The sequence below is a fragment of the Caballeronia cordobensis genome, from assembly GCF_001544575.2.
Classification (GTDB): Bacteria; Pseudomonadota; Gammaproteobacteria; order Burkholderiales; family Burkholderiaceae; genus Caballeronia; species Caballeronia cordobensis.
This window is the reverse complement of record NZ_FCNY02000025.1, coordinates 63665-89575: the sequence shown is the minus strand read 5'-3', so window position 1 is coordinate 89575 and position 25911 is coordinate 63665. Positions and strand designations below refer to the sequence as shown.

Below are 25911 nucleotides of genomic sequence, written 5' to 3'. Positions count from 1 at the left end.
GCTCTCCCGCCGGTTTTCAATGGCGGCTCTCAGGCCGCCTCGTTCCGTGGAGTCGGCTCTATCTCAGCCGATGTTTTTCATTCGGTATTCGGCACTCTTCGCATGCGCCTGCAGGCCTTCGCCGTACGCCAGTTCCGCCGCGATTTCGCCGAGCGTCTGCGCGCCGTCCGCGCTCACTTCGATCACGCTCGAACGCTTCATGAAGTCGTACACGCCGAGCGGCGACGAGAACCGCGCCGTACGCGACGTAGGCAGCACGTGATTCGGGCCCGCGCAGTAATCGCCGAGGCTTTCGCTCGTATAGCGGCCGAGGAACATCGCGCCCGCGTTGTGGATCTGCGAGGCCCACTGATGCGGATCGAGCGCGGAAATCTCCAGATGCTCCGGCGCGATATCGTTGGCGATCGCGCACGCTTCGGCCATGTCCTTCACCTTGATGAGCGCACCGCGATCTTCGAGGGAGCGCTGAATGACTTCGCGGCGCGGCATCGCGGGCAGCAGTTCGACGATCGCATCTTCGACGCGCTGAATGAAGTTGTCGTCGGGGCACAGCAGGATGGATTGCGCGAGCTCGTCGTGCTCCGCTTGCGAAAAGAGGTCCATCGCGACCCAGCGCGGATCGGTGGTGGCGTCGCAAATCACGAGGATTTCGGACGGACCGGCGATCATGTCGATGCCGACCGTGCCGAACACGCGGCGCTTCGCCGACGCGACATACGCATTGCCCGGGCCGCAGATCTTGTCGACGGCGGGCACGGTTTGCGTGCCGTACGCGAGCGCGGCCACGGCCTGCGCGCCGCCGATCGTGAACACGCGATCCACGCCGCCGAGCAGCGCCGCCGCGAGCACGAGCGGATTCTTCACGCCGTCGGGCGTCGGCACGACCATCACGATTTCCTTCACGCCCGCGACGCGCGCCGGAATCGCATTCATCAGCACCGACGACGGATACGCCGCCTTGCCGCCCGGCACGTAGATGCCCGCGCGATCGAGCGGCGTAACCTTCTGGCCGAGCACGGTCCCGTCTGCTTCGGTGTAGTGCCAGCTATGGCTGCCGCACTCGATACGCTGCTTTTCGTGATAACCGCGCACGCGCGCCGCCGCCGCTTCGAGCGCCGCGCGCCGTTTGGGTTCGAGCCCTTCGAGCGCGGCTTCCATTTCGGACAGCGGCAGTTCGAGCGCCGCGACGCTCGTAGCCTTCAGGCGATCGAACTTGTTGGTGTACTCGAGCACGGCCTCATCGCCGCGCGCTTTGACGTCGGCGAGAATCTGCGCGACCGAGCGCTCGATCGCTTCGTCTTCGCTCGCCTCGAATGCGAGGACCGCGCGCAGCGCCTTTTGAAAACCATCGGTGCTGGAATCGAGTTTGCGAATCTTGATGGACATGCTGGTTTTCCGTTTTGCTTGTGGCGCGCCGCGGTGTGCGGCTCGCCTAATTGCCTGTGCCGGCTCTCTGGGCCGTGGCGCGCTCGAAGGCGTCGAGGTAGGGCGTGAGCGCCGCCCGCTTCAGCTTGAGCGCCGCCTGATTCACGACGAGGCGCGACGAAATCTGCATGATCTCTTCGACTTCGACGAGGTTATTCGCCCGCAGCGTGCCGCCCGAGCTCACCAGATCGACGATTGCATCGGCCAGGCCGACGAGCGGCGCGAGCTCCATCGAACCGTACAGCTTGATCAGGTCGACGTGCACGCCTTTCGACGCGAAATGCTGGCGCGCCACCTCGGTGTACTTCGTCGCGACCTTGAGGCGCGCGCCCTGGCGCACCGCGTTCGCGTAATCGAAACCGGCCTTCACGGCCACCGACATCCGGCAACGCGCGATGTCCAGATCGATCGGCTGATACAGGCCGCCGCCGCCGTGCTCGATCAGCACGTCCTTGCCCGCGACCCCGAAATCCGCCGCGCCGTATTCGACGTAGGTCGGGACATCGGTCGCGCGCACGATGATCACGCGCAGGTTCGGGTTCGTGGTCGGCAGAATCAGCTTGCGCGAGCTTTCCGGATCTTCGGCCACCTGCACGCCGGCCGCCGCGAGCAGCGGCAGCGTTTCCTCGAAGATACGCCCTTTCGACAGCGCGAGCGTGAGCGGAGCGCGCGGCTCCACCGACGACGACGTCTGCGGCAGCGAACTCATTGCTCGCTCCCGCTGCCCTTGATGCGGCGTACGTTCGCGCCCACGGCGGTCAGCTTCGCTTCCATGCGGTCGTAACCGCGGTCCAGATGGTAGATGCGGTCGATGAGCGTCTCGCCGTCGGCGCACATCGCCGCGATCACGAGGCTTGCCGATGCGCGCAGATCCGTCGCCATGACTTTCGCGCCGGAGAGCATCTCGACGCCCGACACGAGCGCGGTGTTGCCGTCGATGGTGATGCGCGCGCCCAGACGGTTCAGCTCCTGCACGTGCATGAAGCGGTTCTCGAAGATCGTCTCGACGACTTGCGACGTGCCGCTCGCGATCGTGTTGAGCGCCATGAACTGGGCCTGCATGTCGGTCGGGAACGCCGGATATTCCGACGTGCGGATGTTCACCGCTTCGGCGCGCTTGCTCATGCGCACGCGCATCCAGTCGTCGCCTTCCTCGATGCTCACGCCCGCTTCGCGCAGCTTGGCCGTCACGGCGTCGAGCAGATGCGAGCTCACACGGCGCAGCATGACATCGCCGCCCGCCGCCGCGACCGCGCACAGGAACGTGCCCGCCTCGATGCGGTCCGGCACGACGTCGTGTTTCGCGCCGTGCAGCTTGTCCACGCCCTGAATCACCAGACGATCCGTGCCGATGCCGTCGATCTTCGCGCCCATCTTCACGAGCAGATGCGCGAGGTCGGAGACTTCCGGCTCGCGCGCCGCATTCTCGATGACCGTTTCGCCTTCGGCCAGCACCGCCGCCATCAGCAGATTTTCCGTGCCGGTAACGGTGATCATGTCCGTGATGATGCGCGCGCCCTTCAGACGCTTCGCGCGCGCCTCGATGAAGCCGTGCTCGATGTTGATCTCGGCGCCCATCGCCTGCAGGCCCTTGATGTGCTGATCGACCGGACGCGCGCCGATCGCGCAGCCGCCGGGCAGCGACACCTTCGCCTCGCCGAAGCGCGCGACGAGCGGCCCGAGCACGAGAATCGACGCGCGCATGGTCTTCACCATTTCGTATGGCGCGACCAGCTTGTCGACCTTCGATGCATTCAGCGTGACGCGCCCGTCGCCGGACACTTCGCACTGCACGCCCATCTGGCGCAGCAGCTTGAGCATCGTGCGCACGTCCTGGAGATTCGGCACGTTCGACAGATGGACGTCGTCGGCGGTGAGAAGGCTCGCGCAAAGAATGGGCAGAGCCGCGTTCTTCGCGCCCGAGACGGTGATTTCGCCAGAGAGCTTCGCGCCCCCCGTGATGACCAGTTTATCCATGCTTGCTTGTCCTTCTACCGAGCTGCCTGCGGTGCCGTTCTGGGCGCCGCCGTTGTCTTGAATGAATCGCACTCTTTACTGCCTTTGTCTACCGGTGATGCCGGATGTTGCTGAAGATGAGTCGTATGACCTGATTGGCTTCGCCGGGTGGACTCAGGCCGCTTTCCACTCGTCGGGGGTGAGGGTTTTCATGCTGAGCGCATGAATCTCCTCGCGCATGCGCTCGCCGAGCGCCGCATAAACCAGTTGATGACGCGCGATCAGCCGCTTGCCGACGAACGCGTCGCTCACGATGGTCGCGAAAAAATGCTGGCCGTCGCCTTCCACTTCGAGATGCTGGCAGGCGAGACCTTTGGCGATGTAGTCCTTCACTTGCTCCGGAGTCGGCAACATGAAAGTCTCCTTGAATATTAGTGACGCAGCTTGTAGCCGCTCGCGAGCAAACGCACGGCGATCAACGCCAGCACCGCGAGAAATCCGCCGACGATGCCGAGGCTCACCAGCGGATTGACGTCGGACAGGCCGAAAAAGCCGTAACGGAAGCCGTCGATCATGTAGAAGAACGGATTCAGATGCGACACCGCGCGCCACAGCGGCGGCAGCGTATGCGTCGAGTAGAACACGCCGGAAAGAAACGTGAGCGGCATGATCAGGAAGTTTTGAAACGCGGCCAGCTGATCGAATTTGTCCGCCCAGATGCCCGCGATCAAACCGAGCGTGCCGAGAATGCCCGAACCGAGGATCGCGAACGCAATGATGTAGAACGGCGCGGAAAAAGACATCGGGATGAACCATATCGTCACGATGAACACGCCGAGACCGACACTCAGCCCGCGCACGACCGACGCCAGCACATACGCGAAAAACATTTCCCAGTGCGCGATGGGCGGCAGCAGCACGAACACGAGATTGCCCGTGATCTTCGACTGGATCAGCGACGACGAACTGTTCGCGAACGCGTTCTGCAGCACGCTCATCATCACCAGGCCCGGCACGAGGAAGCTCGTGTAGCCGACACCCGGATACACCTGCACGTGCCCCGACAGCGCGTGACCGAAGATGGTGAGATACAGCAGCGCCGTGACCACCGGCGCGAGCACGGTCTGAAACGAGACCTTCCAGAAGCGCAGCAGCTCCTTGTAGAACAACGTCTGGAAACCGCTCATGAAAGTCCCTCGACCACTTCCGGCTCGTTCATCACCTGCACGAATACGTCTTCGAGATCGGCCTTGCGCACTTCGATTTCGTCGAACGTGCAGCCGGCCGCGCGGCATTTCGCGAGAATCGGCTCGACGTCGTCGTAGGTTGCGAGACGCAACAAGTGCTGCGTGCCCGATACCGCGTGCGGATCGACTTCGAGCGAACGCAGCTCGGCGGGCAGCGCGCCGTTCGACAGCCGCAAATACAACTGCATGCCCGAGAACCGCTGCAACAGCGCGCTCGTGCGCTCCAGCGCCACGACTTCGCCGCGACGAAGCATCGCGAGACGGTCGCACAGCGATTCGGCTTCTTCCAGATAGTGCGTCGTCAGCACGATCGTGTGGCCTTCGCGATTCAGGCGCGAGATGAACTTCCAGAGCGTCTGGCGCAGTTCGACATCGACGCCGGCGGTGGGCTCGTCGAGCACGATCACGGGCGGCCGATGCACCAGCGCCTGCGCCACGAGCACGCGGCGCTTCATCCCGCCGGAAAGCGCGCGCGTGTTGACGTCGGCTTTCTCGGTGAGATCGAGATTGGCCATCACTTCGTCGATCCAGTCGTCGTTGTTGCGCAAGCCGAAGTAGCCCGACTGGATGCGCAGCGACTCGCGCACGGTGAAGAACGGATCGAAGACGAGCTCCTGCGGCACGACGCCGAGCGCGCGCCGCGCCGCCCGGAAGTCGCTGACGACATCGTGGCCGCGCACGGAGATCGTGCCGCTATCGGCGCGCGCAAGGCCGGCCAGAATGCTGATCAACGTGGTTTTGCCCGCGCCGTTGGGACCGAGCAAGCCGAAGAACTCGCCCTCTTCCACCGTGAGGCTCACGCCTTTGAGCGCCTGGAGATCCTTGTAGCGCTTCCTGACGTTTCGGATTTCTATCGCTGACATGTGGACAGTGCGCGCGCCTCGCACGGCCGCGCCTCGATTGTGCGGAGATTCGCGTGACGATCCCGGCTCAGACAAAAAGGGCCGGGTACGGCCGCGAAAAAAACGTTTGATTATAGGACAAAGCGCTTGACGCCGACTTCGGAGTGATCCCGATTGCAGCGGCGGCGCGCGTCGCCGCCTTCTGCGCTGCGGTCAGAGCAGCATCAATGTCGGAAGGTGAGGAGCGTATCGACGCCGTAGGCTCGCGCGAGACTCGCAAGCCCGGAAGGAAGGTTGACGACGCCGAACGCAGCGCCGCGCGCGGATGCGGCGCGCTGCCATGCGAGCAGCACGGCGAGCGCGGAAGAGTCGAATTGCGTGAGCGGCGCGCAATCGACTTCGGTCGCGCCTGCCGCGATGCGCGACAGACCCGCGTCGAGCGCGGCCTTCGCGCTCTCGTGGGTCAGGGTCGCGGCCGTCTGGAAACGGCCGCCGGTGGCTGGCGTGCTCACGATGCCTTGGCGCCCGCGAGTTGCTGGTTACGCTGCGTCAGGAATTGCAGCAGACCGCCCACGCCGTTCTGCGAGATCTGCTCGTTGAACTGCTGCTGATACGCCTGGATCAGCCACGCGCCGAGCACGTTGATGTCGTACACGCGCCAGCCTTGCGCCGTCTTGTACAGGCGGTAGTCGAGCTCGACCGGCTGACCGTTGTTCATCACGACGGAGCGAACCACGACGTCGGTGTCGTCCGGATTCGCGCGGAACGGCTTGTATTGAACCGTCTGGTTGCGCACCTGCGCAAGCGCGCCTGAGTACGTGCGAATCAGCAGAATCTTGAATTGCTCGACGATCTGCTTTTGCTGTTCCGGCGTGGCCGAATTCCAGTTCCGGCCCATCACGAGGCGCGTCGTGCGCGTGAAGTCGGTGTACGGCAGGATCTTTTGGTTGACGAGTTCAGTGATCTTCTGAATGTCGCCCGACTGGATCTTCTTGTCCGACTTGATCTCGTCGAGGACTTGCTGCGTCACCGTCTTGATCAGCACGTCAGGCGCGCTGCTATCGACAGCTTGCGCGGACGCCGCGCCGCAGACCGCCATGAACATCGCAAAGAGGGGAAGAAGCAAAAGTTTTTTCATCACAGATCCTGCAAAAGTAGAGGCTTCGGTTTGAGCGCGCCGCCTGAAGCGAGTTCAGGCGGAACAGCAGCCAAAGCGTAAGAAATGTCGTTAGATATGTTACCGCGCGTTAGGAAAAGCCCGCTCAACGCAAGCGGAATGAAGGGAAGCCCGATGGCGGAACATACTGATTGCCCGGCACCGTATGGCCCGACCCGCTCGCCGGTGCGGGCGCCGCTGCGCCCGAGGCAGGCGCGACCGGAGCCGTCGCGGATGCGCCTTCCGGTGCTGCCGCGCCGTCCGCGTCGCCGTAATTCGGCAGCGGCGCTTCGCCGTAATCCGGCGCGTTGTCATCGCCGCCGCTGATCAGATATTGACGGCGTTGCAAATACGCATTGCGCACGAACGAATATTTGTCGAGCGCGGCGTCGGAGAGCACATCGGTTGCGCCCAGAAGATTCGCGCGCACGTTAATAAGATTCACGCCATACAGCGCCCAGCTCACGGAATCCGGACTCACGTAAGTCAGCGGGTTGCCGAAATAATCGACGACGAGACCCGAGGAATCGCGTACCGTGCTCGGCCCAAGCAGCGGCAGCACGAGGTACGGACCGGACGGCACCCCATAGTGGCCGAGCGTCAGGCCGAAATCGCCGGCGTGCTTCGGCAGCTTCGCGACCGTCGCGACGTCGAACAGGCCGCCGACGCCGAACACCGTATTGATCGCGACGCGCATGATGTCCGACACGCCGTCCGCAATCTTCAATTGCAGCAGATTGTTCGCGGCGATGTACACGTCGCCGATATTCGAGAAGAAGTTGGTCACGCTGTTGCGCACCGGCTCCGGCACGGCCCACACGTAACCCTGCGCCACCGGCTTCAACGCGTACTGATCAACCTTGTCGTTGATCGTGAACATCGTCCGGTTGTAGCTCTCGAACGGGTCGCCCTTGGTGGGCGTCGTCACCGTCGCGCAACCGGCGAGCGCAACGACGCTCGCCATGAGGACTGCACGCCGAATCCCCATCGCCTGCATGTGTCTTCTCCTTATTGAGCCGCGCCCGAAGCGCCCGCAGCGCCCATCGCGCTCGCCGCGCCCGGAAACGCGGGCGCCGGTGCGGCGGGCGTTGCCGGCGCCGACGACGACTTCGACGCGCCCGAATCCGCCGCCTTGTTGTAGAGGAACTGGCCAATCAGGTTTTCGAGCACCACGGCCGATTGCGTCATCGTGATGGTGTCGCCGTTCTTGAGCATCTGATCGTCGCCACCCGGCTCGAGACCGATGTATTGCTCGCCAAGCAGACCCGAGGTCAGGATCTTCGCGGAAGAATCTTTCGGAAACTGATATTCCTGATCGATATCGATCGTCACGACGGCCTGATACGTATTCGAATCGAAGCCGATGCCGCCGACGCGGCCCACCGTCACGCCCGCGCTCTTCACGGGCGCGCGCGCCTTCAACCCGCCGATGTTGTCGAACTTGAGTTTCACCGCGTAGGTTTTCTGGAACGACAGCGAGCTCATATTGCCCGCCTTCAGCGCAAGAAACAGCAGCGCCACGAAACCAAGCACCACGAAGAGGCCGACCCAAAAGTCGAGAGCAGTCTTTTTCATCGTCTTCCCAAAGAGAATCTTTGCGCAGATGGCGCGTGGCGGTCTGTGCCGCTCACCACGCCGCGCCGTTACCTGGCGCTTGACGCGCGGTCCATTAGCTGAACATCAGTGCGGTCAGCAGGAAATCGAGCCCGAGCACGGCGAGCGACGCGTAGACGACGGTTTTGGTCGTCGCGCGCGACACGCCTTCCGGCGTCGGCCTCGCCTCGTAGCCCTGGAACAACGCGATGAACGTCACCGCGAAGCCGAACACGATACTCTTGATGACGCCGTTGCCGACATCGCGCCACACGTCCACGCCGCCTTGCATCTGCGACCAGAACGCGCCCGGATCGACGCCGATCAGGATCACGCCGACGACATAGCCGCCGACGATGCCGACCGCGCTGAAGATGGCGGCGAGCACCGGCATGGCGACGATGCCCGCCCACATGCGCGGCGCGACGACGACTTTCAGCGGATCGACCGCCATCATTTCCATTGCCGTGAGCTGCTCGCCCGCTTTCATGAGGCCGATTTCCGCCGTCAGCGAAGTGCCCGCGCGACCCGCGAAGAGCAGCGCCGTGACCACCGGGCCGAGTTCGCGCACGAGCGAGAGCGCGACGAGCAGGCCGAGCGCCTGTTCGGAACCGTAGCGGCTCAGCGTGTAATAGCCCTGAAGCCCAAGCACGAACCCGACGAACAGGCCCGACACCGCGATGATGACGAGCGAATAGTTGCCGACGAAATGGATCTGTTTCGTGACGAGGCGCGGGCGGCGCAACAGCGAAAAAAATTCGAACACGAGGCGCAGGAACATGCGCGTCGCGTAGCCTGCGGTGCCGAAACCGTCGAGCACCCAGCGTCCGAGCGCGCTGATCATGCCTGCCCTCCGATGCCGAAATCCGCGGCGAGCGGCGTGCTCGCGTAATGAAACTTGAAGGGGCCGTCCGGTGTGCCGTCGATGAACTGCCGCACGGTCGGGTCTTCCGATGCGCGCAGTTGCGCGGGCGTGCCTTCGGCGTGAATGCCGCCATTCGCGATGAAGTACACGTAGTCCGCGATCGCGAACGATTCGGGCACGTCGTGCGTGACGAGAATGGAGGTGGCGCCGAGCGCGTCGTTGATCGTGCGGATGAGCTGCGCCGTGATGCCGAGCGAAATGGGATCGAGGCCGGCAAACGGCTCGTCGTACATCATGAGTTCGGGATCGAGCGCGATGGCGCGTGCGAGCGCCACACGGCGCGCCATGCCGCCCGAAATTTCCGACGGCGCGAGATCGCGCGCACCGCGCAGACCGACGGCGTTGAGCTTCATCAGTACGAGATCGCGGATCAGCGCTTCCGGCAGGTCCGTATGTTCGCGCAGCGGAAAAGCCACGTTCTCGAACACGGTCTGGTCCGTGAAGAGCGCGCCGAACTGGAACAGCATGCCCATCTTGCGGCGCAGGGCGTACAGGCCTTCGCGCGTTTGCGCGCCGACGTCCTTTCCGCCGAACAGCACCTGACCGCGACTCGCTTTCACGAGGCCGCCGACGAGGCGCAAGGTCGTGGTTTTGCCGCAGCCGGAGCCGCCCATGACCGCGACGACCTGCCCACGCGTGAAACGCATGTTCAGGTTCGACAGAACGAGCCGGTCGCCGTAGCCGAAATCGACGTCGCGTAGCTCCAGCAGAGTCTCGGAGGAAGCAGGCACTGGGTAAGAGATTCCGTTGACGCAAGACCGCGAATTATAGGGCCTGCGCGCAATCGGTGCTTTGCCTAAGCCTGCGCTCCCTTACATTTCGGAATTTTCACCGTTGACATGCAAACATCTGTCGCAACGAGGAAACCGCCGAGGCCGTGTCCGGCGCTTCGGTCACCGCGCGCACGACCGCCGCGCTGCCGACACCCGTCGCGAGCACGTCGGGCATGACTTTGGCGTCGATTCCTCCGATCGCGACGAGCGGCACGCGGCCCGACAGCAACTGCACATAACGGGCGAGCCGCTCAAGGCCTTGCGGCTTGGTCGGCATGACTTTCGTCGTGGTCGGATAGACGGCGCCGAGCGCGAGATAGCTCGGCCTGAAATGCAGCGCGCGCAGCATTTCGTAGTAGCCGTGCGTCGACAGGCCGAGGCGCAGACCGGCCTTCGCGATCGCGGCCAGATCGGCCGTCTGCACGTCTTCCTGACCGAGATGCACGCCGTATGCGCCCGCGGCGATCGCCTCGCGCCAGTGATCGTTGATAAACAACTGCGCGTCATGTCGCCGCCCCGCTTCGACCGACCGTGCGATTTCGCGTTGCAGATCGGCGGCATCGGCGCTCTTGCGGCGCAATTGCGCGGTGCGCACGCCGAGATCGAGCACGCGTTCGACCCATTCGGCGCTCGGCAGCACCGGATACAGCCCGAGCCGGTCCGGGCACGCGGGGAAACCGCCTTCGGGCGCCGCGGGCAGATCGGCCACGCGCGGGAACGTCACGAAATCGACGGGCCACGCGTCGGCCTTGTTCTCATCGCCCGCGCGCCAGGCGAGCGCCAGCGTGAGCGCGTCGTGCGGCTCGAAGTTGCAGTCGAGGAACGCGGCGAGCGCAGCCAGCCAATCATCGGACCATTCGCCCTCCAGCGCGAAAACCTCGCCGCCGCGGCGCAGCGTCACGCGCCCGCCGTGCGCTTCCAGCACTGCCGCGCCGCTTTTTGCGAGACGCGCCGTATCGGCGTCATGCGCTTCGGTGAAAACGATCAGATCGGCCGCTGACGGCGCTTCCGGCGCGGTGAGGCAAACGCGCCAGCGCGTTTCGGCCGCGGGCCACGCGCCCAGACGCGCGCGAATCCGTTCGGCGACTTCGGTCAGTTCATCGGCGGGCGGCCAGAACACTTCGCGATTCAGCATGCTCATGCCGCGCCTCCGTCCTGATGCCAGAACGGCATGCCGACGACCGGCGTGCTCGCCTGCGCGGAGTCGCGCTCGGCCATCGGTCCGGCGAGGAACGCCATGCGCCCCGCTTCGACGCCGAGCGCGAAGGCGCGCGCCATCTGCGGCGGAAACGTCGCCTGCGATACAGCCGTGTTGAGCAGCACGCCGTCGAAGCCCCATTCCATCACCTGACACGCGTGCGACGGCACGCCGAGACCCGCATCGACGATCAGCGGCACGTCCGGCAGCCGCTCGCGCAGCGTGCGCAAGCCGTACGGATTCGTCACGCCTTTGCCGGTGCCGATCGGCGCGCCCCACGGCATCAGCGCCTCGCAACCGGCATCGAGCAGACGCCGGCCGATCACCAGATCTTCCGTGCAGTACGGCAGCACTTTGAAGCCGTCGCGGATCAGCTTGCCCGCCGCTTCGACGAGCCCGATGGGGTCGGGCTGCAGCGTGTAGTCGTCGCCGATCAGTTCGAGCTTGATCCACGGCGTCTCGAACACTTCGCGCGCCATGTGGGCGGTGGTCAACACTTCATCGACGCTCTGGCAACCCGCCGTATTCGGCAAGAGCGCGACGCCGTGGCGCTTGAGCACGTCGAAGAAGCCGGCTTCGCCCGTTTCCGACTGTCGGCGCAGCGCGACCGTCACCATGCCTGGCCGCGCGGCGTCGATGGAGTCGGACAGCGATTGCAGCGACGGATAACGCGACGTGCCGAGCAGCACGCGGCTCGGAAACGCTTCGCCGTAAAGCGTGAGCAGGTCGGCGGTTGGAATGGTCATGGTTCGATCCTTCGGTTCGTGATTCAGCCGCCCGCGACGGGCGACACGACATCGAGCTTGTCGCCGGACGCGAGCGTTTTCGTGGCATGCTCGCCGCGCGCGACGAACTGGCCGTTCAACGCGACGGCGAACGGCGGCTTCGCGCCGAACGCGGCGAGCGCCTCGGTAACGGTGGTCGCGTCGGGCAAATCGAAAACGCGCTGATTGATATGGATGTTCATGGTGCTTTCCTGAGTGCTAGAGCGCGGCGACGGCCGTTTCGTCGTGAAGCAGTTCGGGCCAGCGCGCGGCGTCTCGAAATGCCGTGAAGGCGTCGTGGTCGGCAACCTCGCCGGAAATAAGCGCCTGCGCCAGGTGGCACGCGCTATCCGCGACTTCCGGCGCGATCATGAAACCGTGCCGGTACAGGCCGTTCACGCGCAAGGTCCGCGCCCCGTCCCAGACGATGGCCGGGCGATGATCGGGCAAGGTCGGCCGGCAGTGCGCATTCAGTTCGAGAATGCGCGCCTCGCCGAAACCCGGATGCACGGCGAACGCCGCGCTCAGCAGTTCGAGCGCGGAACGCACCGTTACCGGCGACATGTCTTCGCCTTCCACCTCCGTCGCGCCGATCACATACAGATCGTTCTCCTTGGGCGCGATATAGAGCGGATAGCGCGGATGAAGCAGCCGCACGGGCCGCGACAACCCGATGCCCGGCGCGTGCACGCGCGCGACTTCACCGCGAATGCCGCGCAGCGCGGGCCACGCGGGCTTGCCGCCGAGCCCCCGGCAATCGATGATCCAGCGCGCGTCCGGCATGGCATCGACGGCCGTATTCCAGTGCGTGCGCACGCCGCGCGCGGCAAGTCCGGACGCGAGCGCGGCGAGCGCCTGACGATTGTCGAGCTGTCCCTCATTCGGCAACATCCAGCCCTGCGGGAAGCGCGTTCCGAGCGCGGGTTCGGCTTGCGTGAGCTGCGCGCCCGCGAGCTTGATGAAACCGCCATCGAGCAGAGCGGGCGGCGAATTGGCGCGCAGCCGGCGCTCGAAGAGCGGCGCCTCGGCGCGATCGGCGCCGTGCCAGACGACGAGCGTGCCGTTGCGCTGAAAGAACACCGGCTCGGGCAATTGCGCGATGAGCTTCGGCCAGCGTTCCAGCGACGCCGCCCCGAGCCCGACCACGAGCGGCTCCGCGCTCGCCGCCTCCGCGAGCGGCGCGAGCATCGCCGCGGCGACCCACGCCGCCGACTGCGTGCCAGCCGCGTCGCCGCGTTCGTAGAGCGCGACGTCATGCCCCGCCCCCGCGAGCTGCCAGGCGACGAGCCGCCCGACGAGCCCGCCGCCCACGACGGCGAATTCCGGCCGGCGCGCGGCGGCGCCCTGTTCGATCCTGTTCAATTCGATGTCTCCTTAGTGCGCCGGTGCGGCACGAGGAGACGGCGTTCGCGATCTCGACCGTGCGGACATGGCGCCACATAACAAGGACGAAATCAGCGGAGAAAGCGGCTCGGCGTGAATCGGCACGCGCCGGGCGCAAAGGGAGGACTGAAAGAGACGGAAGAAATGGCGCAAACGGCGCGCGATTTCCGGAAACTTCCCTCGCCGGTATTACCCGGATCGGGTGCAAAGGGTCTCTCTCAGCCTCGCCGCGCTGACCGCCATGTTGGCCGCCGATGCACGCGAAGCACCCCTGTTTCGTCGAGGATCATTAAAACATGAAAGCCGAACCCGCTGCAAACCGGGATTGCCCGCCTTTTATCGTGCCGCGCGGCACTCTGGCACAATGCCGCGAACACGGTTCGCCGAACCATCGCGTGAAATTAAGCGGGCGTTAAGAGAATCCCGGAACAATTTGCCGAGCCGGATTGGGCTGTCCCATTCGGCCGCGAACGTAAAAATCGGGCGCCTCGATGCGCATCAGCAGGAAGCTCATGACCAACACTCAAATCGAAAACACGCAGCAGAAGGCCGACGAAGTCTCCGCATGGAGCCTCATCAAGCCCTATTGGATTTCGGAGGAGCGAGGCGTCGCGTGGGGACTGCTCGTCGCGATCATCGCCATCAACATGACGGTCGTGTGGATCAACGTGCGGCTCAACAGCTGGAACGCCGACTTCTACAACGCGCTGCAAAACAAGAACGTCAAGGACTTCCCGCACCTGCTGCTGATCTTCACCGGCCTCGCGTTCGCGTACATCCTGCTCGCGGTGTACGGCCGATATTTGCGCCAGATGCTCGCGTTCCGCTGGCGGCAGTGGCTCACCAACCGGTTTCTGGAGCAATGGCTCGGCGACAAGGCGTTCTACCGGATCGAGCGCGACCGCCTCGCCGACAACCCCGACCAGCGTATTTCCGACGACCTGCAATCCTTCGCCACGACGACCCTCTCGCTGTCTCTCGACCTGCTTTCGACGCTCGTCACGCTCGTCACCTTCATCACGATTCTCTGGACCATCGCGGGCGCGCTGACGTTTTCGCTCGGCGGCACGCCAATTACGATTCCGGGCTATATGGTCTGGGCCGCCGCGCTCTATGCGATTCTCGGCTCGCTCATCATCCAGAAGGTCGGCCATCCGCTCGTGTCGATCAATTATCAGCAGCAGAAGGTGGAGGCGGATTTCCGCTTCGGCCTGATCCGCGTGCGCGAGAACGCCGAGCAGATCGCGTTCTACGACGGCATCTCGACCGAAACCGCCAACGCGAAGACCATCTTCCAGCGCATCCGCGACAACTGGTGGATGATCATGAAGTACACGAAGCGCATGACCTTCGTGCTGAGCTTCTACGGACAGATCGCGATCATCTTTCCGATCATGGTCGCGGCGCCGCGCTATTTCGCGGGCGCGTTCTCCTTTGGCGTGCTGATGCAGATTTCATCGGCATTCGGCACGGTCAGCGATTCGTTCTCCTGGTTCATCAATAGTTATTCGACACTGGTCGAATGGCGCGCCACGGTGAATCGTCTGCGCGAATTCAAGCGCGTGATGCGCTCCACGCATATCCGCGAGGAAACGTCGCCGGCGACGGAACACGGCGGCATCAATCTGCATTACACGAGCACGCCTTCCCTCACGACCAACGGACTGATGCTCGCGCTGCCGAACGGCACGCCGCTCTCGCGCGTGGCGAACGTATCGATCGAGCCGGGATCGCGCTGGCTGGTGGTCGGGCCGTCGGGATCGGGCAAGAGCACGCTGATGCGCGCGCTCGCGGGCCTGTGGCCGTTCGGCGACGGATCGATCGACGCGCCCGTCGACGCGAAGATGATGTTCATCCCGCAAATGAGCTATCTGCCGATCGGCACGCTGCGCGCGGCGCTGTCATATCCGTCGCCGGGCGGCACGTTCAGCGACGACGAATCGCGCGAAGTGCTGCGTCTGTGCAATCTCGAAGGGTATGCGGACCGGCTGGAAGAAAACGCGCATTGGGCGCGCAGTCTTTCGCCGGGCGAGCAGCAGAGGCTCGCCGCCGCGCGCGTGCTGCTGCACAAGCCGGATTTTGTGTTCCTCGATGAAGCGACCAGCGCGCTCGATGCCGAGAACGAGCTGCACATCTACAACACGCTCGTCGAGCGGCTGCCGAAGGCGGCGATCCTGAGCGTGGCGCATCGCGAGTCCGTGGCGATGTTCCATGACTACAAGATCGAGATCGAGCGGGCGATGGCGGAGGCTTGAAGTGTCCGCGCTGGCGGCATAGGCAGAAATCAGGAGCGGGCCATGCGTGGCCCGCTTTCTTTTTGCAAGCTGCAAAGGAACTTGTCAGATTTGCCGACAATTTTGCCGATTATCTGCAAGCAAGCTCGCTGAATTCGAAGATGATGCGCGTTTCCCGAGCGCCGGGCACCCGCGCGCGACGCACCATCCGAAGAATTCATGAACCGTATCGAACCCGGAAGCAATGAAAGAGAGCACGTCAGGCTCTCCGCGTGGCAACTCATCAAGCCCTATTGGGTGTCCGAAGAGAAGCATGTCGCGTGGGCGCTGCTCGTCACGATCATCGTCATCAATCTGACGATCGTTTATCTCAACGTCTGGCTGAACGACTGGAACGGCAGGTTCTACGATGCGTTGCAGAACAAGAACGTCCACGACTTTCCGCATCTGCTCCTGAGCTTTTCCGCGCTGGCTTTTTGTAGCATCGTGCTCGGCGTCTACGGACGGTATTTGCGGCAAATGCTGCAGTTCCGCTGGCGGCAATGGCTCACGAACCGGTATCTGGAGCAATGGTTCGGGGACCGCGCGTTCTACCGGATCGAGCGCGACCAACTGTTCGACAACCCGGACCAGCGCATCAGCGACGATCTTCAATCGTTCACGGATTCGACGCTTTCGCTCTCGCTCGATCTGCTCTCGACGCTCGTCACGCTGATTTCTTTTGTCACGATTCTCTGGACGCTGGCGGGCGCGCTGACGATCACCGTGTTCGGCAAACCGCTCGTCGTTCCGGGTTATCTCGTGTGGGCGGCGGCGATTTACGCGCTGGCGGGCTCGCTTCTGATCCAGCGGGTCGGACGTCCGCTCGTGGGCCTCAATTACCGGCAGCAGAAGGTCGAGGCGGACTTTCGCTTCGGGCTGATTCGCGTGCGCGAGAACGCCGAGCAGATTGCGTTCTACAAGGGCGGCGCAGCGGAGACGGAACACGCACGGCAGACCTTCCAGAGCATTCGCGATAACTGGTGGCTCATCATGAAGTTCACCAAGCGCCTCACCTTCTCGACGAGTTTCTACGCGCAGGTCGCGGTCGTCTTTCCGTTCGTCGTGGCGACGCCGCACTACTTCGCGGGTGCATTCACGTTCGGCATGCTGATGAAGATCACGGGCGCATTCGGCACGGCCAGCGATTCGTTCTCCTGGTTCATCAACAGTTATGGCGCGCTGATCGAATGGCGCGCGACGATCAATCGTCTGCGAGACTTCCAGAGTGTGATGAGCGCGGCGCACCGTCATTCGATGCAGCGCGGCGGCATCACCTTGAATCAGACGAAGGCGCTCGCGCTCTCGACACACGGCGTGACGCTCGCGCGTCCGACCGGCGCGCTGCTTTCGCACGTTCCGGATGGGTCGGTCGAACCGGGCTCGCGCTGGCTGATCACGGGACCGTCGGGCTCGGGCAAGAGCACGCTGATGCGCGCGCTGGCAGGCTTGTGGCCCTTCGGCGGCGGCACCGTCGATATTCCCGCCGACGCGAAGATGATGTTCGTCCCGCAGACAAGCTATCTGCCGATCGGCACTTTGCGCGCGGCGTTGTGCTACCCGTCGGCCGAAGGCGCGTTCAGCGACAACGAAGCGCGCGACGTGCTGCGGCTGTGTCATCTCGACGCGTATGTGGATCGGCTGGGAGAAAACGCGCATTGGGCGCGCTGCCTGTCGCCGGGCGAGCAGCAAAGGCTCGCGGCTGCGCGCGTGCTGCTGCATAAGCCGGATTTCCTGTTCCTCGACGAATCGACCAGCGCGCTCGACCCCGCGAACGAGCAGCACATCTATACGACGATCGTCGAACGGCTGCCCAATGCGGCGATCGTGAGCGTCGCGCATCGGGAAGCGGTCGCGCGGTTTCATGATCGGCGGCTGGAGATTGGGGTGGAAAGCGAGATGGTGAAAGCCTGAGCCTCACGCAAACAAAAAGGGCGGACGACCTCGCAGTCATCCGCCCTTTTCTTCGCGCCGCCGCCTCTTACCGCGGCAACTCGCTAGACCCCATCAAATACGCATCCACCGACCGAGCGCACTGCCGCCCTTCGCGAATCGCCCACACCACGAGCGATTGCCCGCGGCGCATATCGCCCGCCGTGAACACCTTGTCCACCGACGTGTAATACGCCTTGTCGCCTTCGGTCGCGGCGCGCACGTTGCCGCGCGCATCCTTCTCGACGCCGAACGCGTCCAGCACCGGCGACACCGGCTGCGTGAAGCCCATCGCGAGCAGCACGAGATCGGCCTTCATTTCGAATTCGGAGTTCGGCACTTCGACCATCTTGCCGCCCTTCCATTCGACGCGCACCGCGATCAGCTTCTCGACCTTGCCGTTCTTGCCTTCGAAGCGCTTCGTCGCGACCGACCAGTCGCGCTCGCAACCTTCCTCGTGCGACGACGACGTGCGCAGCTTGATCGGCCAGTACGGCCACACGAGCGGCTTGTTCTCTTCCTCGGGCGGCTGCGAGAGCAGCTCGAACTGCGTCACACCCTTCGCGCCATGCCGGTTCGACGTGCCGACGCAATCCGAACCCGTATCGCCGCCACCAATCACGACAACATGCTTGCCCTTCGCCAGCAGTTGATCCGTGAGCTTGTCGCCCGCGTTGACCTTGTTCTGCTGCGGCAGGAATTCCATCGCGTAATAGATGCCTTCGAGCTCGCGCCCCGGCACCGGCAAATCGCGCGGCGTTTCCGAACCGCCCGCGATCACGACCGCGTCGAACTGTTCCTTCAGTTCGTCCGGCGTGATGGTTTCCTTCGCCGTGTTGGCGATGTGTTCCGGCAGCGCATCGCGGCCGATGAACACGTTGGTGCGGAACGACACGCCTTCCGCTTCCATCTGGCGCATGCGGCGATCGATCAGCCACTTTTCCAGCTTGAAATCGGGAATGCCGTAGCGCAGCAAACCGCCGATGCGATCGTTCTTCTCGAACACGACGACTTCATGGCCCGCACGCCCGAGTTGCTGCGCGGCGGCCAGGCCAGCCGGCCCCGAACCGACGACGGCCACTTTCTTGCCCGTCTTGTGCTTCGGCGGCTGCGGTACGACCCAGCCTTCCGCGAACGCCTTGTCGATGATCGCGTGCTCGATCGACTTGATGCCCACCGGATCGTCGTTGATGCCGAGCGTGCACGCCGCTTCGCACGGCGCCGGGCAGATGCGGCCCGTGAACTCGGGGAAGTTGTTGGTCGAGTGCAGCACGTTGATCGCGCTCTTCCAGTCCTGCTGGAACACGAGATCGTTGAAGTCCGGAATGATGTTGTTGACCGGGCAGCCGTTGTTGCAGAACGGAATGCCGCAGTCCATGCAGCGCGCGCCTTGAACCTTCGCGTCTTCATCGGTCAGCGCGGCGACGAATTCCTTGTAATGCTTGACGCGGGTCAGCGGTGCTTCGTACGCCTCGTGGCGGCGTTCGAACTCGAGAAAACCGGTTGCCTTGCCCATTTCTTTCTCTATGTACAGTGAGGGACTCGCTTCCCAATGCGCTCGCATCGGGAAGGCCTTCTATCTTTAAATCCGGCTTTAAGCCGCGATGGCGTCCTTGGACTTCTTCGCGCCCATCTCCGTGAGCGCGCGCTTGTACTCGGTCGGGAACACCTTGACGAACTGACGGCGCGCCGAATCCCAGTTTTCGAGCAGCGACTTCGCGCGCGGCGAGCCGGTGAACTGGAAGTGACGCTCGACGAGGCCCTTCAACAGCGCTTCGTCCGTCTTGCCGGCGTGCCACAGCGCGCGGTCCACCGTGCGTTCCTGTTCCGCCTGTTGCAGAACCGGATCGAGCGCGACCATCGACTTGTTGCACTTGCCCGCGAACGCGCCGTCCGGGTCGTACACGAACGCGATACCGCCCGACATACCGGCCGCGAAGTTGCGGCCCGTCTCGCCGAGCACGACCACCGTGCCGCCCGTCATGTATTCGCAGCCGTGATCGCCCGTGCCTTCGACGACCGCCGTCGCGCCCGAGTTACGCACGCAGAAGCGCTCGCCCGCAACGCCGCGGAAATACGATTCGCCTTCGATCGCGCCGTACATCACCGTGTTGCCGCAGATGATGTTTTCCTCGGACTTGCCGCGGAAGTCGTTGGTCGGGCGAATGATGATGCGCCCGCCCGAGAGGCCCTTGCCAACGTAGTCGTTGCCGTCGCCGACGAGATCGAGCGTCACGCCCTTCGCCAGGAACGCGCCGAAGCTCTGACCCGCCGTGCCCTTCAACTGGATGTGGATCGAGTCGTCGGGCAGACCGTCGTGGCCGTGCTTCTTCGCGATCAGGCCGGACAGCATCGCGCCGACCGTGCGGTTCACGTTGCGCACCGGCTGAATGAACGACACGTGCTCGCCCTTCTCGATCGCCGCCTTCGACTTCTCGATCAGCACGTGATCGAGCGCCTTATCGAGACCGTGATCCTGCACATCCACATGCTTGCGCGCGACGTCTTCGGCCACCGGCACCTGATAGAAGATGCGCGAGAAGTCGAGACCCTTCGCCTTCCAGTGCTCGATGCCCTTCTTCATGTCGAGCAGATCGACGCGGCCGATCAGATCGTCGAACTTGCGGATGCCGAACTGCGCCATGATTTCGCGCACTTCTTCCGCAACGAAGAAGAAGAAGTTGACGACGTGTTCCGGCTGGCCGGAGAACTTCGCGCGCAGCACCGGATCTTGCGTCGCGACGCCGACCGGGCACGTGTTCAGATGGCACTTGCGCATCATGATGCAGCCTTCGACGACGAGCGGCGCGGTCGCGAAACCGAACTCGTCCGCGCCGAGCAGCGCGCCGATCACGACATCGCGGCCGGTCTTCATCTGACCGTCGGCCTGCACGCGGATACGGCCGCGCAGGCGGTTGAGCACGAGCGTCTGCTGCGTTTCGGCCAGACCCAGTTCCCACGGCGTGCCCGCGTGCTTGAGCGACGACAGGGGCGACGCGCCCGTGCCGCCGTCATGACCCGCGATCACGACGTGATCCGCCTTCGCCTTCGCAACACCGGCGGCCACCGTGCCGACACCCACTTCCGACACCAGCTTCACCGAAATGCTCGACGACGAATTCACGTTCTTCAGATCGTGAATGAGCTGCGCCAGATCTTCGATCGAATAGATGTCGTGGTGCGGCGGCGGCGAAATGAGGCCGACGCCCGGCACCGAGTAACGCAGCTTGCCGATGTAATCCGACACCTTGTGGCCCGGCAACTGACCGCCTTCGCCCGGCTTCGCGCCCTGCGCCATCTTGATCTGGATCTGATCCGCCGACGATAGATACTCCGCCGTCACGCCGAAGCGGCCGGACGCGACCTGCTTGATCTTCGAGCGCAGCGAATCGCCTTCTTTCAGCGGAATGTCGGTGACGACTTCCTTGCCGATGATCGATTGCAGCGTGTCGCCGTTCTTGATCGGAATGCCGCGCAGTTCGTTGCGGTAACGCGTTTCGTCCTCGCCGCCTTCGCCCGTGTTCGACTTGCCGCCGATGCGGTTCATCGCGACAGCCAGCGTGGCGTGCGCTTCGGTCGAAATCGAGCCGAGCGACATTGCGCCGGTCGCAAAGCGCTTGACGATTTCCTTCGCCGATTCCACTTCGTCGAGCGGAATCGCCTTGGTCGGCGCGACCTTGAACTCGAACAGACCGCGGAACGTCATGTGACGCTTCGTCTGGTCGTTGATGATGTGCGCGTATTCCTTGTACGTCTGATACGAATTGCTGCGCGCCGAGTGTTGCAGCTTGGCGATCGCATCCGGCGTCCACATGTGTTCTTCGCCGCGCACGCGGTACGCGTATTCGCCGCCCGCGTCGAGCATGTTCGCGAGGACCGGGTTGTCGCCGAACGCATCGCGATGCAGGCGAATCGCTTCTTCCGCCACTTCGAAGATGCCGATGCCGCCGACCTTCGACGCCGTGCCCTTGAAATACTTCTCCACGAGTTCCGACGACAGGCCGACCGCTTCGAAAATCTGCGCGCCGGTGTAGGACATGTACGTCGAAATGCCCATCTTCGACATCACTTTCAGCAGGCCCTTGCCGACTGCCTTCGTGAAGTTGTAGATGACCTTGTCAGCCGAGAGATCGCCCTTCAGGCCTTCGGCCATGTTGGCGAGCGTTTCGAGCGCGAGGTACGGGTGAACGGCTTCCGCGCCGTAACCCGCGAGCAGCGCGAAGTGATGCGTCTCGCGCGCCGAGCCCGTTTCCACGACGAGACCCGTGCTCGTGCGCAGGCCGTGCTGCACGAGATGCGAGTGAATCGCGGACGTGGCGAGCAGCGCCGGAATCGCGACATTGTCGCGGTCCGCCTTGCGGTCCGACACGATCAGGATGTTGTAGCCCGACTTGACCGCATCGACGGCTTCCGCGCACAGCGACGCGATGCGCGCCTCGATGCCTTCCTTGCCCCACGAAGCCGGATACACGATGTTCAGTTCATAGGAGCTGAACTTGCCGCCCGTGTACTGATCGATCGCGCGGATCTTCGCGATGTCCTTGAAGTCGAGCACGGGCTGCGACACTTCGAGGCGCATCGTCGGGTTGATGTTGGTCGTGTCGAGCAGGTTCGGCTTCGGGCCGATGAACGAGACGAGCGACATGACGAGATTCTCGCGGATCGGATCGATCGGCGGGTTCGTCACTTGCGCGAACAACTGCTTGAAGTAGTTGTAAAGCGTCTTGTTCTTGTTGGACATGACCGCGAGCGGCGAGTCGTTGCCCATCGAGCCGACGGCCTCTTCGCCCGACTGCGCCATCGGCGCCATCAGGAACTTGAGGTCTTCCTGCGTATAGCCGAACGCCTGCTGACGGTCGAGCAGCGCGGCGGCTTCGCGACGCTGCGTTTCGACGTCTTCCGCCTTCGGCTCGATCTCGTCGAGCTTGATGCGCACGGCTTCGATCCAGCTCTTGTACGGCTTGGCGTTGGACAGGTTGTCCTTCAGTTCCTTGTCCTGGATGATGCGGCCCTGCTCCATGTCGATCAGGAACATCTTGCCGGGCTGCAGACGCCACTTCTGCACGATCTTCGATTCGGGAATCGGCAGCACGCCGGATTCCGATGCGAGGATCACGAGATCGTCGTCGGTGACGAGATAGCGCGCCGGACGCAGGCCGTTACGGTCGAGCGTCGCGCCGATCTGGCGGCCGTCCGTGAACGCGATCGCGGCGGGGCCGTCCCACGGCTCCATCATCGCGGCGTGGTATTCGTAGAACGCGCGGCGGTTGTCGTCCATCAGCGTGTGCTGTTCCCACGCTTCCGGGATCATCATCATCATCGCGTGGACGAGCGGGTAGCCGGCCATCACGAGGAGTTCGAGACAGTTGTCGAACGACGCCGTGTCCGACTGGCCCGGGTAGATCAGCGGCCAGAGCTTCGGCAGATCGTCGCCGAGCACGTAGGAGGCGATCGCGCCGGTGCGCGCGTTCAGCCAGTTGACGTTGCCCTTCACGGTGTTGATTTCACCGTTGTGCGCGATCATGCGGTACGGGTGCGCGAGCTCCCACGCCGGGAACGTGTTGGTCGAGAAGCGCTGGTGCACGAGCGCGAGCGCGGAGACGACGCGCTCGTCCTGCAGATCGCGGTAATACACGCCGACCTGACCCGCGAGCAGCAGACCCTTGTAGACGACCGTGCGCGAGGACATCGACGGCACGAAGTATTCCTTGCCGTGCTTGAGCTTGAGCGCCTGAATGCGGTGGCTCGCCGTCTTGCGGATGATGTACAGCTTGCGCTCCAGCGCGTCCGTCACGACGATGTCCTTGCCGCGCCCGATGAAAATCTGGCGGATCAGCGGCTCGCTCGCCTTCACGGTCGGCGAAATGGGCATGTTCGAATCGACGGGCACATCGCGCCAGCCGAGCACGACCTGGCCTTCGGCCTTCACCGTGCGCTCCAGCTCCTGCTCGCACGCGAGACGCGACGCGTGTTCCTTCGGCAGGAAGATCATGCCGACGCCGTATTCGCCAGCCGGCGGCAACGTCACGCCCTGCTTGGCCATTTCCTCGCGATAGAAGCCGTCCGGCACCTGAATCAGGATGCCGGCGCCGTCGCCCATCAGCGGATCGGCGCCGACCGCGCCGCGGTGGTCGAGATTCTCCAGAATCTTGAGACCCTGCTGAATGATCTCGTGGCTCTTTTTCCCCTTGATATGGGCGACGAAGCCGACGCCGCACGCGTCGTGTTCGTTCGCAGGGTCGTACATGCCCTGCGCGGCGGGAAGCGAACCGGCTACCGGCTGCTGATGATCGTTCATGGGGACACCGTCTCTACTGTGAGGGGCCAACTCGGCCGTTGAACCATTTTCTTGTTGCCCGCGACGGATTCTTTCAACTTGATGTGTCACGAAGCACGGTCGTGCGCGGCACGCTGCACCGCGGCAATTGCCGGAAATCGAAATATACGCGACGAATCAAAAAGATGGAAATAAAACTTGATGATATGGTGCTAATTATCGTTATGGTGCAAAGTGGAGCCAATTAAACGGGGACGTATCAATCTTCGTAAAAAAGAAACGGCGCTCGGTCAAAATCCGAGACGCCGTTTCGTTTGTTGATTCAGCCTTGCCGCCCAGGCCTTTATTGGGGCTGCGGGGTTTCGCGAATCTTGCGCGGGCGGCCGCGCGGCAGCGGCGACACCCGGCGATTGGCCGCATGCGACGCCCATTCGCGATAGGCGTCGCTGCCGAGCACCCAGCCTTTGAGCGTTGCTTGCAGGAGACGGTTGGCCTCGCGCTCGTCGAGCGGCTGTTCGCACAACTCCTTGTAGGCATGCTGGCGTTCGAACGGCGTGTTCCCGAGCGACCAGAAAAGAGGATGGTCGGTGATGAGGCCGTCGAGCGCGAGCCCGACATGATGACGGAAGCTGGACCACTTGTAGTCCTGCGGCGCCGCGACGAGTTGCGCGCGCACCGGCGCCATTTCGACGACGCGCGTGGCAAGCAGAAAGTAACGCTCGCCTTCGATGACCGTGGCACGGTAACGCCCTTCCCAGAGCGTGCCGCGCCGCATGTATCGGCGATTGAAGTGCGCGACGTAGCGACGCCCGACCGCCTGCATCGCTTTGGGCAGGCTGGCTTCGTCGCGTGGCGTGACGAGCAGATGCACCGCTTGCGGCATCAGCGCATAGGCGTGGATGGAGAGGTGGTGATCACGTGAAGCAGTCCTCAAGCAGTCGATGAAGAGCTCGTAGTCCTGGTCGTCGACGAAGGCGGGTTGCTGGTCGAGACCACGCAGGATGACATGCTGCGGCTGTTCGGGAACGTAGAGTCGTGCAAGCCGTGCCATTCTGGATTTTCCGTTGGTCGCGTTTGTGTTACCCCGTTCGGGGGCCTCTCGGAGCCGTTGCGGCGGCATGGACGAAACACATGCAAGCGCCGTGCAACGAGGCCCCAAAGCCGCTCTTTGCCCTAGGGAAAATGCTCTACGGCACCGCTATGGTTAATGTGAAATGTTGTGTTCATAATGAGCGTGCTTTTTCGGAGGAGCACAAATTGAAAATAAAACAAGTCATCACGGGGATCGCGGCATTAGCGTGTGTGTCAACGGCGGCACATGCGCAATCTGCTGGGTCCATCTACGTAACTGGAGGCTGGTTTCACTTTGCCCCGCAAGACAGCAGCGGTCCGCTCAAAGAAACAAGTGTAGGCGGATCTCCGGTCAATATCGATGTTCCCGGCACGGGCGCCGGCATTTCCAGCGCTGATACGGCCGGCTTCACCGTAGGTTACTTCGCCACCGATCACATCGCCGCGGAACTCGAGATGGGCATTCCGCCTACCTTCGACCTGAAGGGCACCGGCAACCTCGAGCGGTTCGGCACGCTCGGCAGCGCGAAGCAATGGAGCCCGACGCTGCTGTTCAAATACTTCTTCAATGCTCCTCAGGCGAAGTTCCGTCCGTACGTTGGTATTGGCGTGACGCGCACCTGGTTCACCGACGCGCAAATCACGAACCAGCAGTTCGAAGGCTCGGTCCTGCATGGTCCGACCACCGTCGACACGGATAGTTCGTGGGCGCCCGTGTTTAATGTCGGCGCGACGTACAATTTCACAGAACACTGGTTCGCGGGATTCTCCGTGTCGTTCATTCCGTTGAAGGCCACGGCGAAGTTGAACACGCAGGCGCAAACGCCCGTTGGCACGCTGAATGTCCAGTCGCAAGCGAAAATCACGCTCAACCCGATCGTCACGTATTTGCGCGTAGGCTATCGCTTCTAAATTGAAATTGTTCGCGGGCAACTAGCGTCGATTATTCGTTGCCAGCGCGAAAAGAAAGAAAACGCCGGCATGATTCATTCATGTCGGCGTTTTTGTATTCGCGCCTTGTAAATGTGACCGTCACGGGAAGAAATAGCTTGCAGTTCTTACGTGCCTATATCTGAAACGGCGCGCCACGATCGCG

At 63.4% G+C, this 25911-nt stretch carries 22 protein-coding genes and 1 riboswitch; of the genes, 3 read left to right on the top strand and 19 right to left on the bottom strand.

The window, feature by feature from the left end:
* Positions 1-63: 63 nt before the first annotated feature.
* The 16 genes from hisD to AWB70_RS32680 form a co-directional block, all read right to left on the bottom strand.
* The gene (gene hisD, locus AWB70_RS32755; protein WP_053568862.1) at positions 64-1386 is read right to left on the bottom strand and encodes a histidinol dehydrogenase; all 1323 of its coding nucleotides are present in this window, start codon (positions 1384-1386) and stop codon (positions 64-66) included.
* A 46-nt stretch (positions 1387-1432) separates the two neighbouring features.
* The gene (hisG, locus tag AWB70_RS32750; protein WP_014192420.1) at positions 1433-2134 is read right to left on the bottom strand and encodes an ATP phosphoribosyltransferase; all 702 of its coding nucleotides are present in this window, start codon (positions 2132-2134) and stop codon (positions 1433-1435) included.
* A complete protein-coding gene (murA, locus tag AWB70_RS32745) occupies positions 2131-3402 on the bottom strand; it encodes a UDP-N-acetylglucosamine 1-carboxyvinyltransferase (protein WP_014192421.1) in 1272 nt (423 codons plus the stop codon). Before murA ends, hisG begins: the two co-directional genes overlap by 4 nt.
* 153 nt (positions 3403-3555) lie before the next feature.
* Positions 3556-3795: a BolA family protein gene (locus AWB70_RS32740; RefSeq protein WP_014192422.1), complete on the bottom strand. Its 240-nt coding sequence runs from the start codon at positions 3793-3795 to the stop codon at positions 3556-3558.
* Positions 3796-3812: 17 nt separating this feature from the next.
* Positions 3813-4568, bottom strand: coding sequence for an ABC transporter permease (locus AWB70_RS32735; protein WP_014192423.1), 756 nt, complete (start codon positions 4566-4568; stop codon positions 3813-3815).
* Positions 4565-5491 carry an ABC transporter ATP-binding protein gene (locus AWB70_RS32730; RefSeq protein ID WP_053568863.1) on the bottom strand — a complete coding sequence of 309 codons (927 nt, stop codon included), beginning with the start codon at positions 5489-5491 and terminating at the stop codon, positions 4565-4567. The genes AWB70_RS32735 and AWB70_RS32730 overlap by 4 nt, the downstream gene beginning before the upstream one ends.
* Before the next feature lie 203 nt (positions 5492-5694).
* Positions 5695-5982, bottom strand: a complete 288-nt coding sequence (locus AWB70_RS32725; protein WP_082378078.1) for an STAS domain-containing protein — start codon at positions 5980-5982, stop codon at positions 5695-5697.
* Positions 5979-6608 carry an MlaC/ttg2D family ABC transporter substrate-binding protein gene (locus AWB70_RS32720; RefSeq protein WP_014192426.1) on the bottom strand — a complete coding sequence of 210 codons (630 nt, stop codon included), beginning with the start codon at positions 6606-6608 and terminating at the stop codon, positions 5979-5981. The genes AWB70_RS32725 and AWB70_RS32720 overlap by 4 nt, the downstream gene beginning before the upstream one ends.
* Positions 6609-6732: 124 nt before the next feature.
* Positions 6733-7623 carry an MlaA family lipoprotein gene (locus AWB70_RS32715; protein WP_014192427.1) on the bottom strand — a complete coding sequence of 297 codons (891 nt, stop codon included), beginning with the start codon at positions 7621-7623 and terminating at the stop codon, positions 6733-6735.
* An 11-nt stretch (positions 7624-7634) separates the two neighbouring features.
* Positions 7635-8201 carry an outer membrane lipid asymmetry maintenance protein MlaD gene (gene mlaD / locus AWB70_RS32710; RefSeq protein WP_014192428.1) on the bottom strand — a complete coding sequence of 189 codons (567 nt, stop codon included), beginning with the start codon at positions 8199-8201 and terminating at the stop codon, positions 7635-7637.
* Between the two features lie 94 nt (positions 8202-8295).
* Positions 8296-9063 (bottom strand): lipid asymmetry maintenance ABC transporter permease subunit MlaE, encoded by a 768-nt coding sequence (gene mlaE / locus AWB70_RS32705; RefSeq protein ID WP_014192429.1) that lies wholly within the window; start codon positions 9061-9063, stop codon positions 8296-8298.
* Positions 9060-9875 carry an ABC transporter ATP-binding protein gene (locus AWB70_RS32700; RefSeq protein ID WP_053568865.1) on the bottom strand — a complete coding sequence of 272 codons (816 nt, stop codon included), beginning with the start codon at positions 9873-9875 and terminating at the stop codon, positions 9060-9062. The genes mlaE and AWB70_RS32700 overlap by 4 nt, the downstream gene beginning before the upstream one ends.
* Before the next feature lie 97 nt (positions 9876-9972).
* Positions 9973-11058 carry a thiamine phosphate synthase gene (thiE, locus tag AWB70_RS32695; protein ID WP_063786687.1) on the bottom strand — a complete coding sequence of 362 codons (1086 nt, stop codon included), beginning with the start codon at positions 11056-11058 and terminating at the stop codon, positions 9973-9975.
* Positions 11055-11861 (bottom strand): thiazole synthase, encoded by an 807-nt coding sequence (locus AWB70_RS32690; RefSeq protein WP_041730708.1) that lies wholly within the window; start codon positions 11859-11861, stop codon positions 11055-11057. The genes thiE and AWB70_RS32690 overlap by 4 nt, the downstream gene beginning before the upstream one ends.
* Before the next feature lie 23 nt (positions 11862-11884).
* On the bottom strand, positions 11885-12082 hold the full coding sequence (gene thiS / locus AWB70_RS32685; protein WP_014192433.1) for a sulfur carrier protein ThiS: 198 nt from the start codon (positions 12080-12082) through the stop codon (positions 11885-11887).
* A 16-nt stretch (positions 12083-12098) separates the two neighbouring features.
* On the bottom strand, positions 12099-13241 hold the full coding sequence (locus tag AWB70_RS32680) for an FAD-dependent oxidoreductase (protein ID WP_053568866.1): 1143 nt from the start codon (positions 13239-13241) through the stop codon (positions 12099-12101).
* A 179-nt stretch (positions 13242-13420) separates the two neighbouring features.
* Positions 13421-13545, bottom strand: a riboswitch (TPP riboswitch).
* Positions 13546-13774: 229 nt separating this feature from the next.
* Between AWB70_RS32680 and AWB70_RS32675 the strand changes: the two genes are divergently transcribed.
* Both AWB70_RS32675 and AWB70_RS32670 read left to right on the top strand, forming a co-directional pair.
* Positions 13775-15517 (top strand): ABC transporter ATP-binding protein/permease, encoded by a 1743-nt coding sequence (locus AWB70_RS32675; RefSeq protein ID WP_045452227.1) that lies wholly within the window; start codon positions 13775-13777, stop codon positions 15515-15517.
* A 198-nt stretch (positions 15518-15715) separates the two neighbouring features.
* A complete protein-coding gene (locus tag AWB70_RS32670) occupies positions 15716-17449 on the top strand; it encodes an ABC transporter ATP-binding protein/permease (protein ID WP_053568867.1) in 1734 nt (577 codons plus the stop codon).
* A gap of 67 nt (positions 17450-17516) precedes the next feature.
* Here the strand turns inward: AWB70_RS32670 and AWB70_RS32665 are convergent, their stop codons facing one another.
* The 3 genes from AWB70_RS32665 to AWB70_RS32655 all read right to left on the bottom strand — a co-directional run bounded on the left by AWB70_RS32665 (position 17517) and on the right by AWB70_RS32655 (position 24795).
* Positions 17517-18983: a glutamate synthase subunit beta gene (locus AWB70_RS32665; protein ID WP_053568868.1), complete on the bottom strand. Its 1467-nt coding sequence runs from the start codon at positions 18981-18983 to the stop codon at positions 17517-17519.
* A 78-nt stretch (positions 18984-19061) separates the two neighbouring features.
* Positions 19062-23765, bottom strand: coding sequence for a glutamate synthase-related protein (locus tag AWB70_RS32660; protein ID WP_014192439.1), 4704 nt, complete (start codon positions 23763-23765; stop codon positions 19062-19064).
* A 322-nt stretch (positions 23766-24087) separates the two neighbouring features.
* On the bottom strand, positions 24088-24795 hold the full coding sequence (locus AWB70_RS32655; protein ID WP_014192440.1) for a transposase: 708 nt from the start codon (positions 24793-24795) through the stop codon (positions 24088-24090).
* A 206-nt stretch (positions 24796-25001) separates the two neighbouring features.
* Here AWB70_RS32655 and AWB70_RS32650 point away from each other — a divergent pair, with 206 nt between their 5' ends.
* Positions 25002-25727, top strand: a complete 726-nt coding sequence (locus AWB70_RS32650; RefSeq protein WP_014192441.1) for an OmpW/AlkL family protein — start codon at positions 25002-25004, stop codon at positions 25725-25727.
* Positions 25728-25911 lie beyond the last annotated feature (184 nt).

Bases quoted from the DNA above. Each gene is read 5' to 3' on its own strand.
- hisD (WP_053568862.1), bottom strand. From the start codon at position 1,386: ATGTCCATCAAGATTCGCAAACTCGATTCCAGCACCGATGGTTTTCAA.
- hisG (WP_014192420.1), bottom strand. From the start codon at position 2,134: ATGAGTTCGCTGCCGCAGACGTCGTCGTCGGTGGAGCCGCGCGCTCCG.
- murA (WP_014192421.1), bottom strand. From the start codon at position 3,402: ATGGATAAACTGGTCATCACGGGGGGCGCGAAGCTCTCTGGCGAAATC.
- AWB70_RS32740 (WP_014192422.1), bottom strand. From the start codon at position 3,795: ATGTTGCCGACTCCGGAGCAAGTGAAGGACTACATCGCCAAAGGTCTC.
- AWB70_RS32735 (WP_014192423.1), bottom strand. From the start codon at position 4,568: ATGAGCGGTTTCCAGACGTTGTTCTACAAGGAGCTGCTGCGCTTCTGG.
- AWB70_RS32730 (WP_053568863.1), bottom strand. From the start codon at position 5,491: ATGTCAGCGATAGAAATCCGAAACGTCAGGAAGCGCTACAAGGATCTC.
- AWB70_RS32720 (WP_014192426.1), bottom strand. From the start codon at position 6,608: ATGAAAAAACTTTTGCTTCTTCCCCTCTTTGCGATGTTCATGGCGGTC.
- AWB70_RS32715 (WP_014192427.1), bottom strand. From the start codon at position 7,623: ATGCAGGCGATGGGGATTCGGCGTGCAGTCCTCATGGCGAGCGTCGTT.
- mlaD (WP_014192428.1), bottom strand. From the start codon at position 8,201: ATGAAAAAGACTGCTCTCGACTTTTGGGTCGGCCTCTTCGTGGTGCTT.
- mlaE (WP_014192429.1), bottom strand. From the start codon at position 9,063: ATGATCAGCGCGCTCGGACGCTGGGTGCTCGACGGTTTCGGCACCGCA.
- thiE (WP_063786687.1), bottom strand. From the start codon at position 11,058: ATGAGCATGCTGAATCGCGAAGTGTTCTGGCCGCCCGCCGATGAACTG.
- AWB70_RS32690 (WP_041730708.1), bottom strand. From the start codon at position 11,861: ATGACCATTCCAACCGCCGACCTGCTCACGCTTTACGGCGAAGCGTTT.
- thiS (WP_014192433.1), bottom strand. From the start codon at position 12,082: ATGAACATCCATATCAATCAGCGCGTTTTCGATTTGCCCGACGCGACC.
- AWB70_RS32675 (WP_045452227.1), top strand. From the start codon at position 13,775: ATGACCAACACTCAAATCGAAAACACGCAGCAGAAGGCCGACGAAGTC.
- AWB70_RS32670 (WP_053568867.1), top strand. From the start codon at position 15,716: ATGAACCGTATCGAACCCGGAAGCAATGAAAGAGAGCACGTCAGGCTC.
- AWB70_RS32665 (WP_053568868.1), bottom strand. From the start codon at position 18,983: ATGGGCAAGGCAACCGGTTTTCTCGAGTTCGAACGCCGCCACGAGGCG.
- AWB70_RS32660 (WP_014192439.1), bottom strand. From the start codon at position 23,765: ATGAACGATCATCAGCAGCCGGTAGCCGGTTCGCTTCCCGCCGCGCAG.
- AWB70_RS32655 (WP_014192440.1), bottom strand. From the start codon at position 24,795: ATGGCACGGCTTGCACGACTCTACGTTCCCGAACAGCCGCAGCATGTC.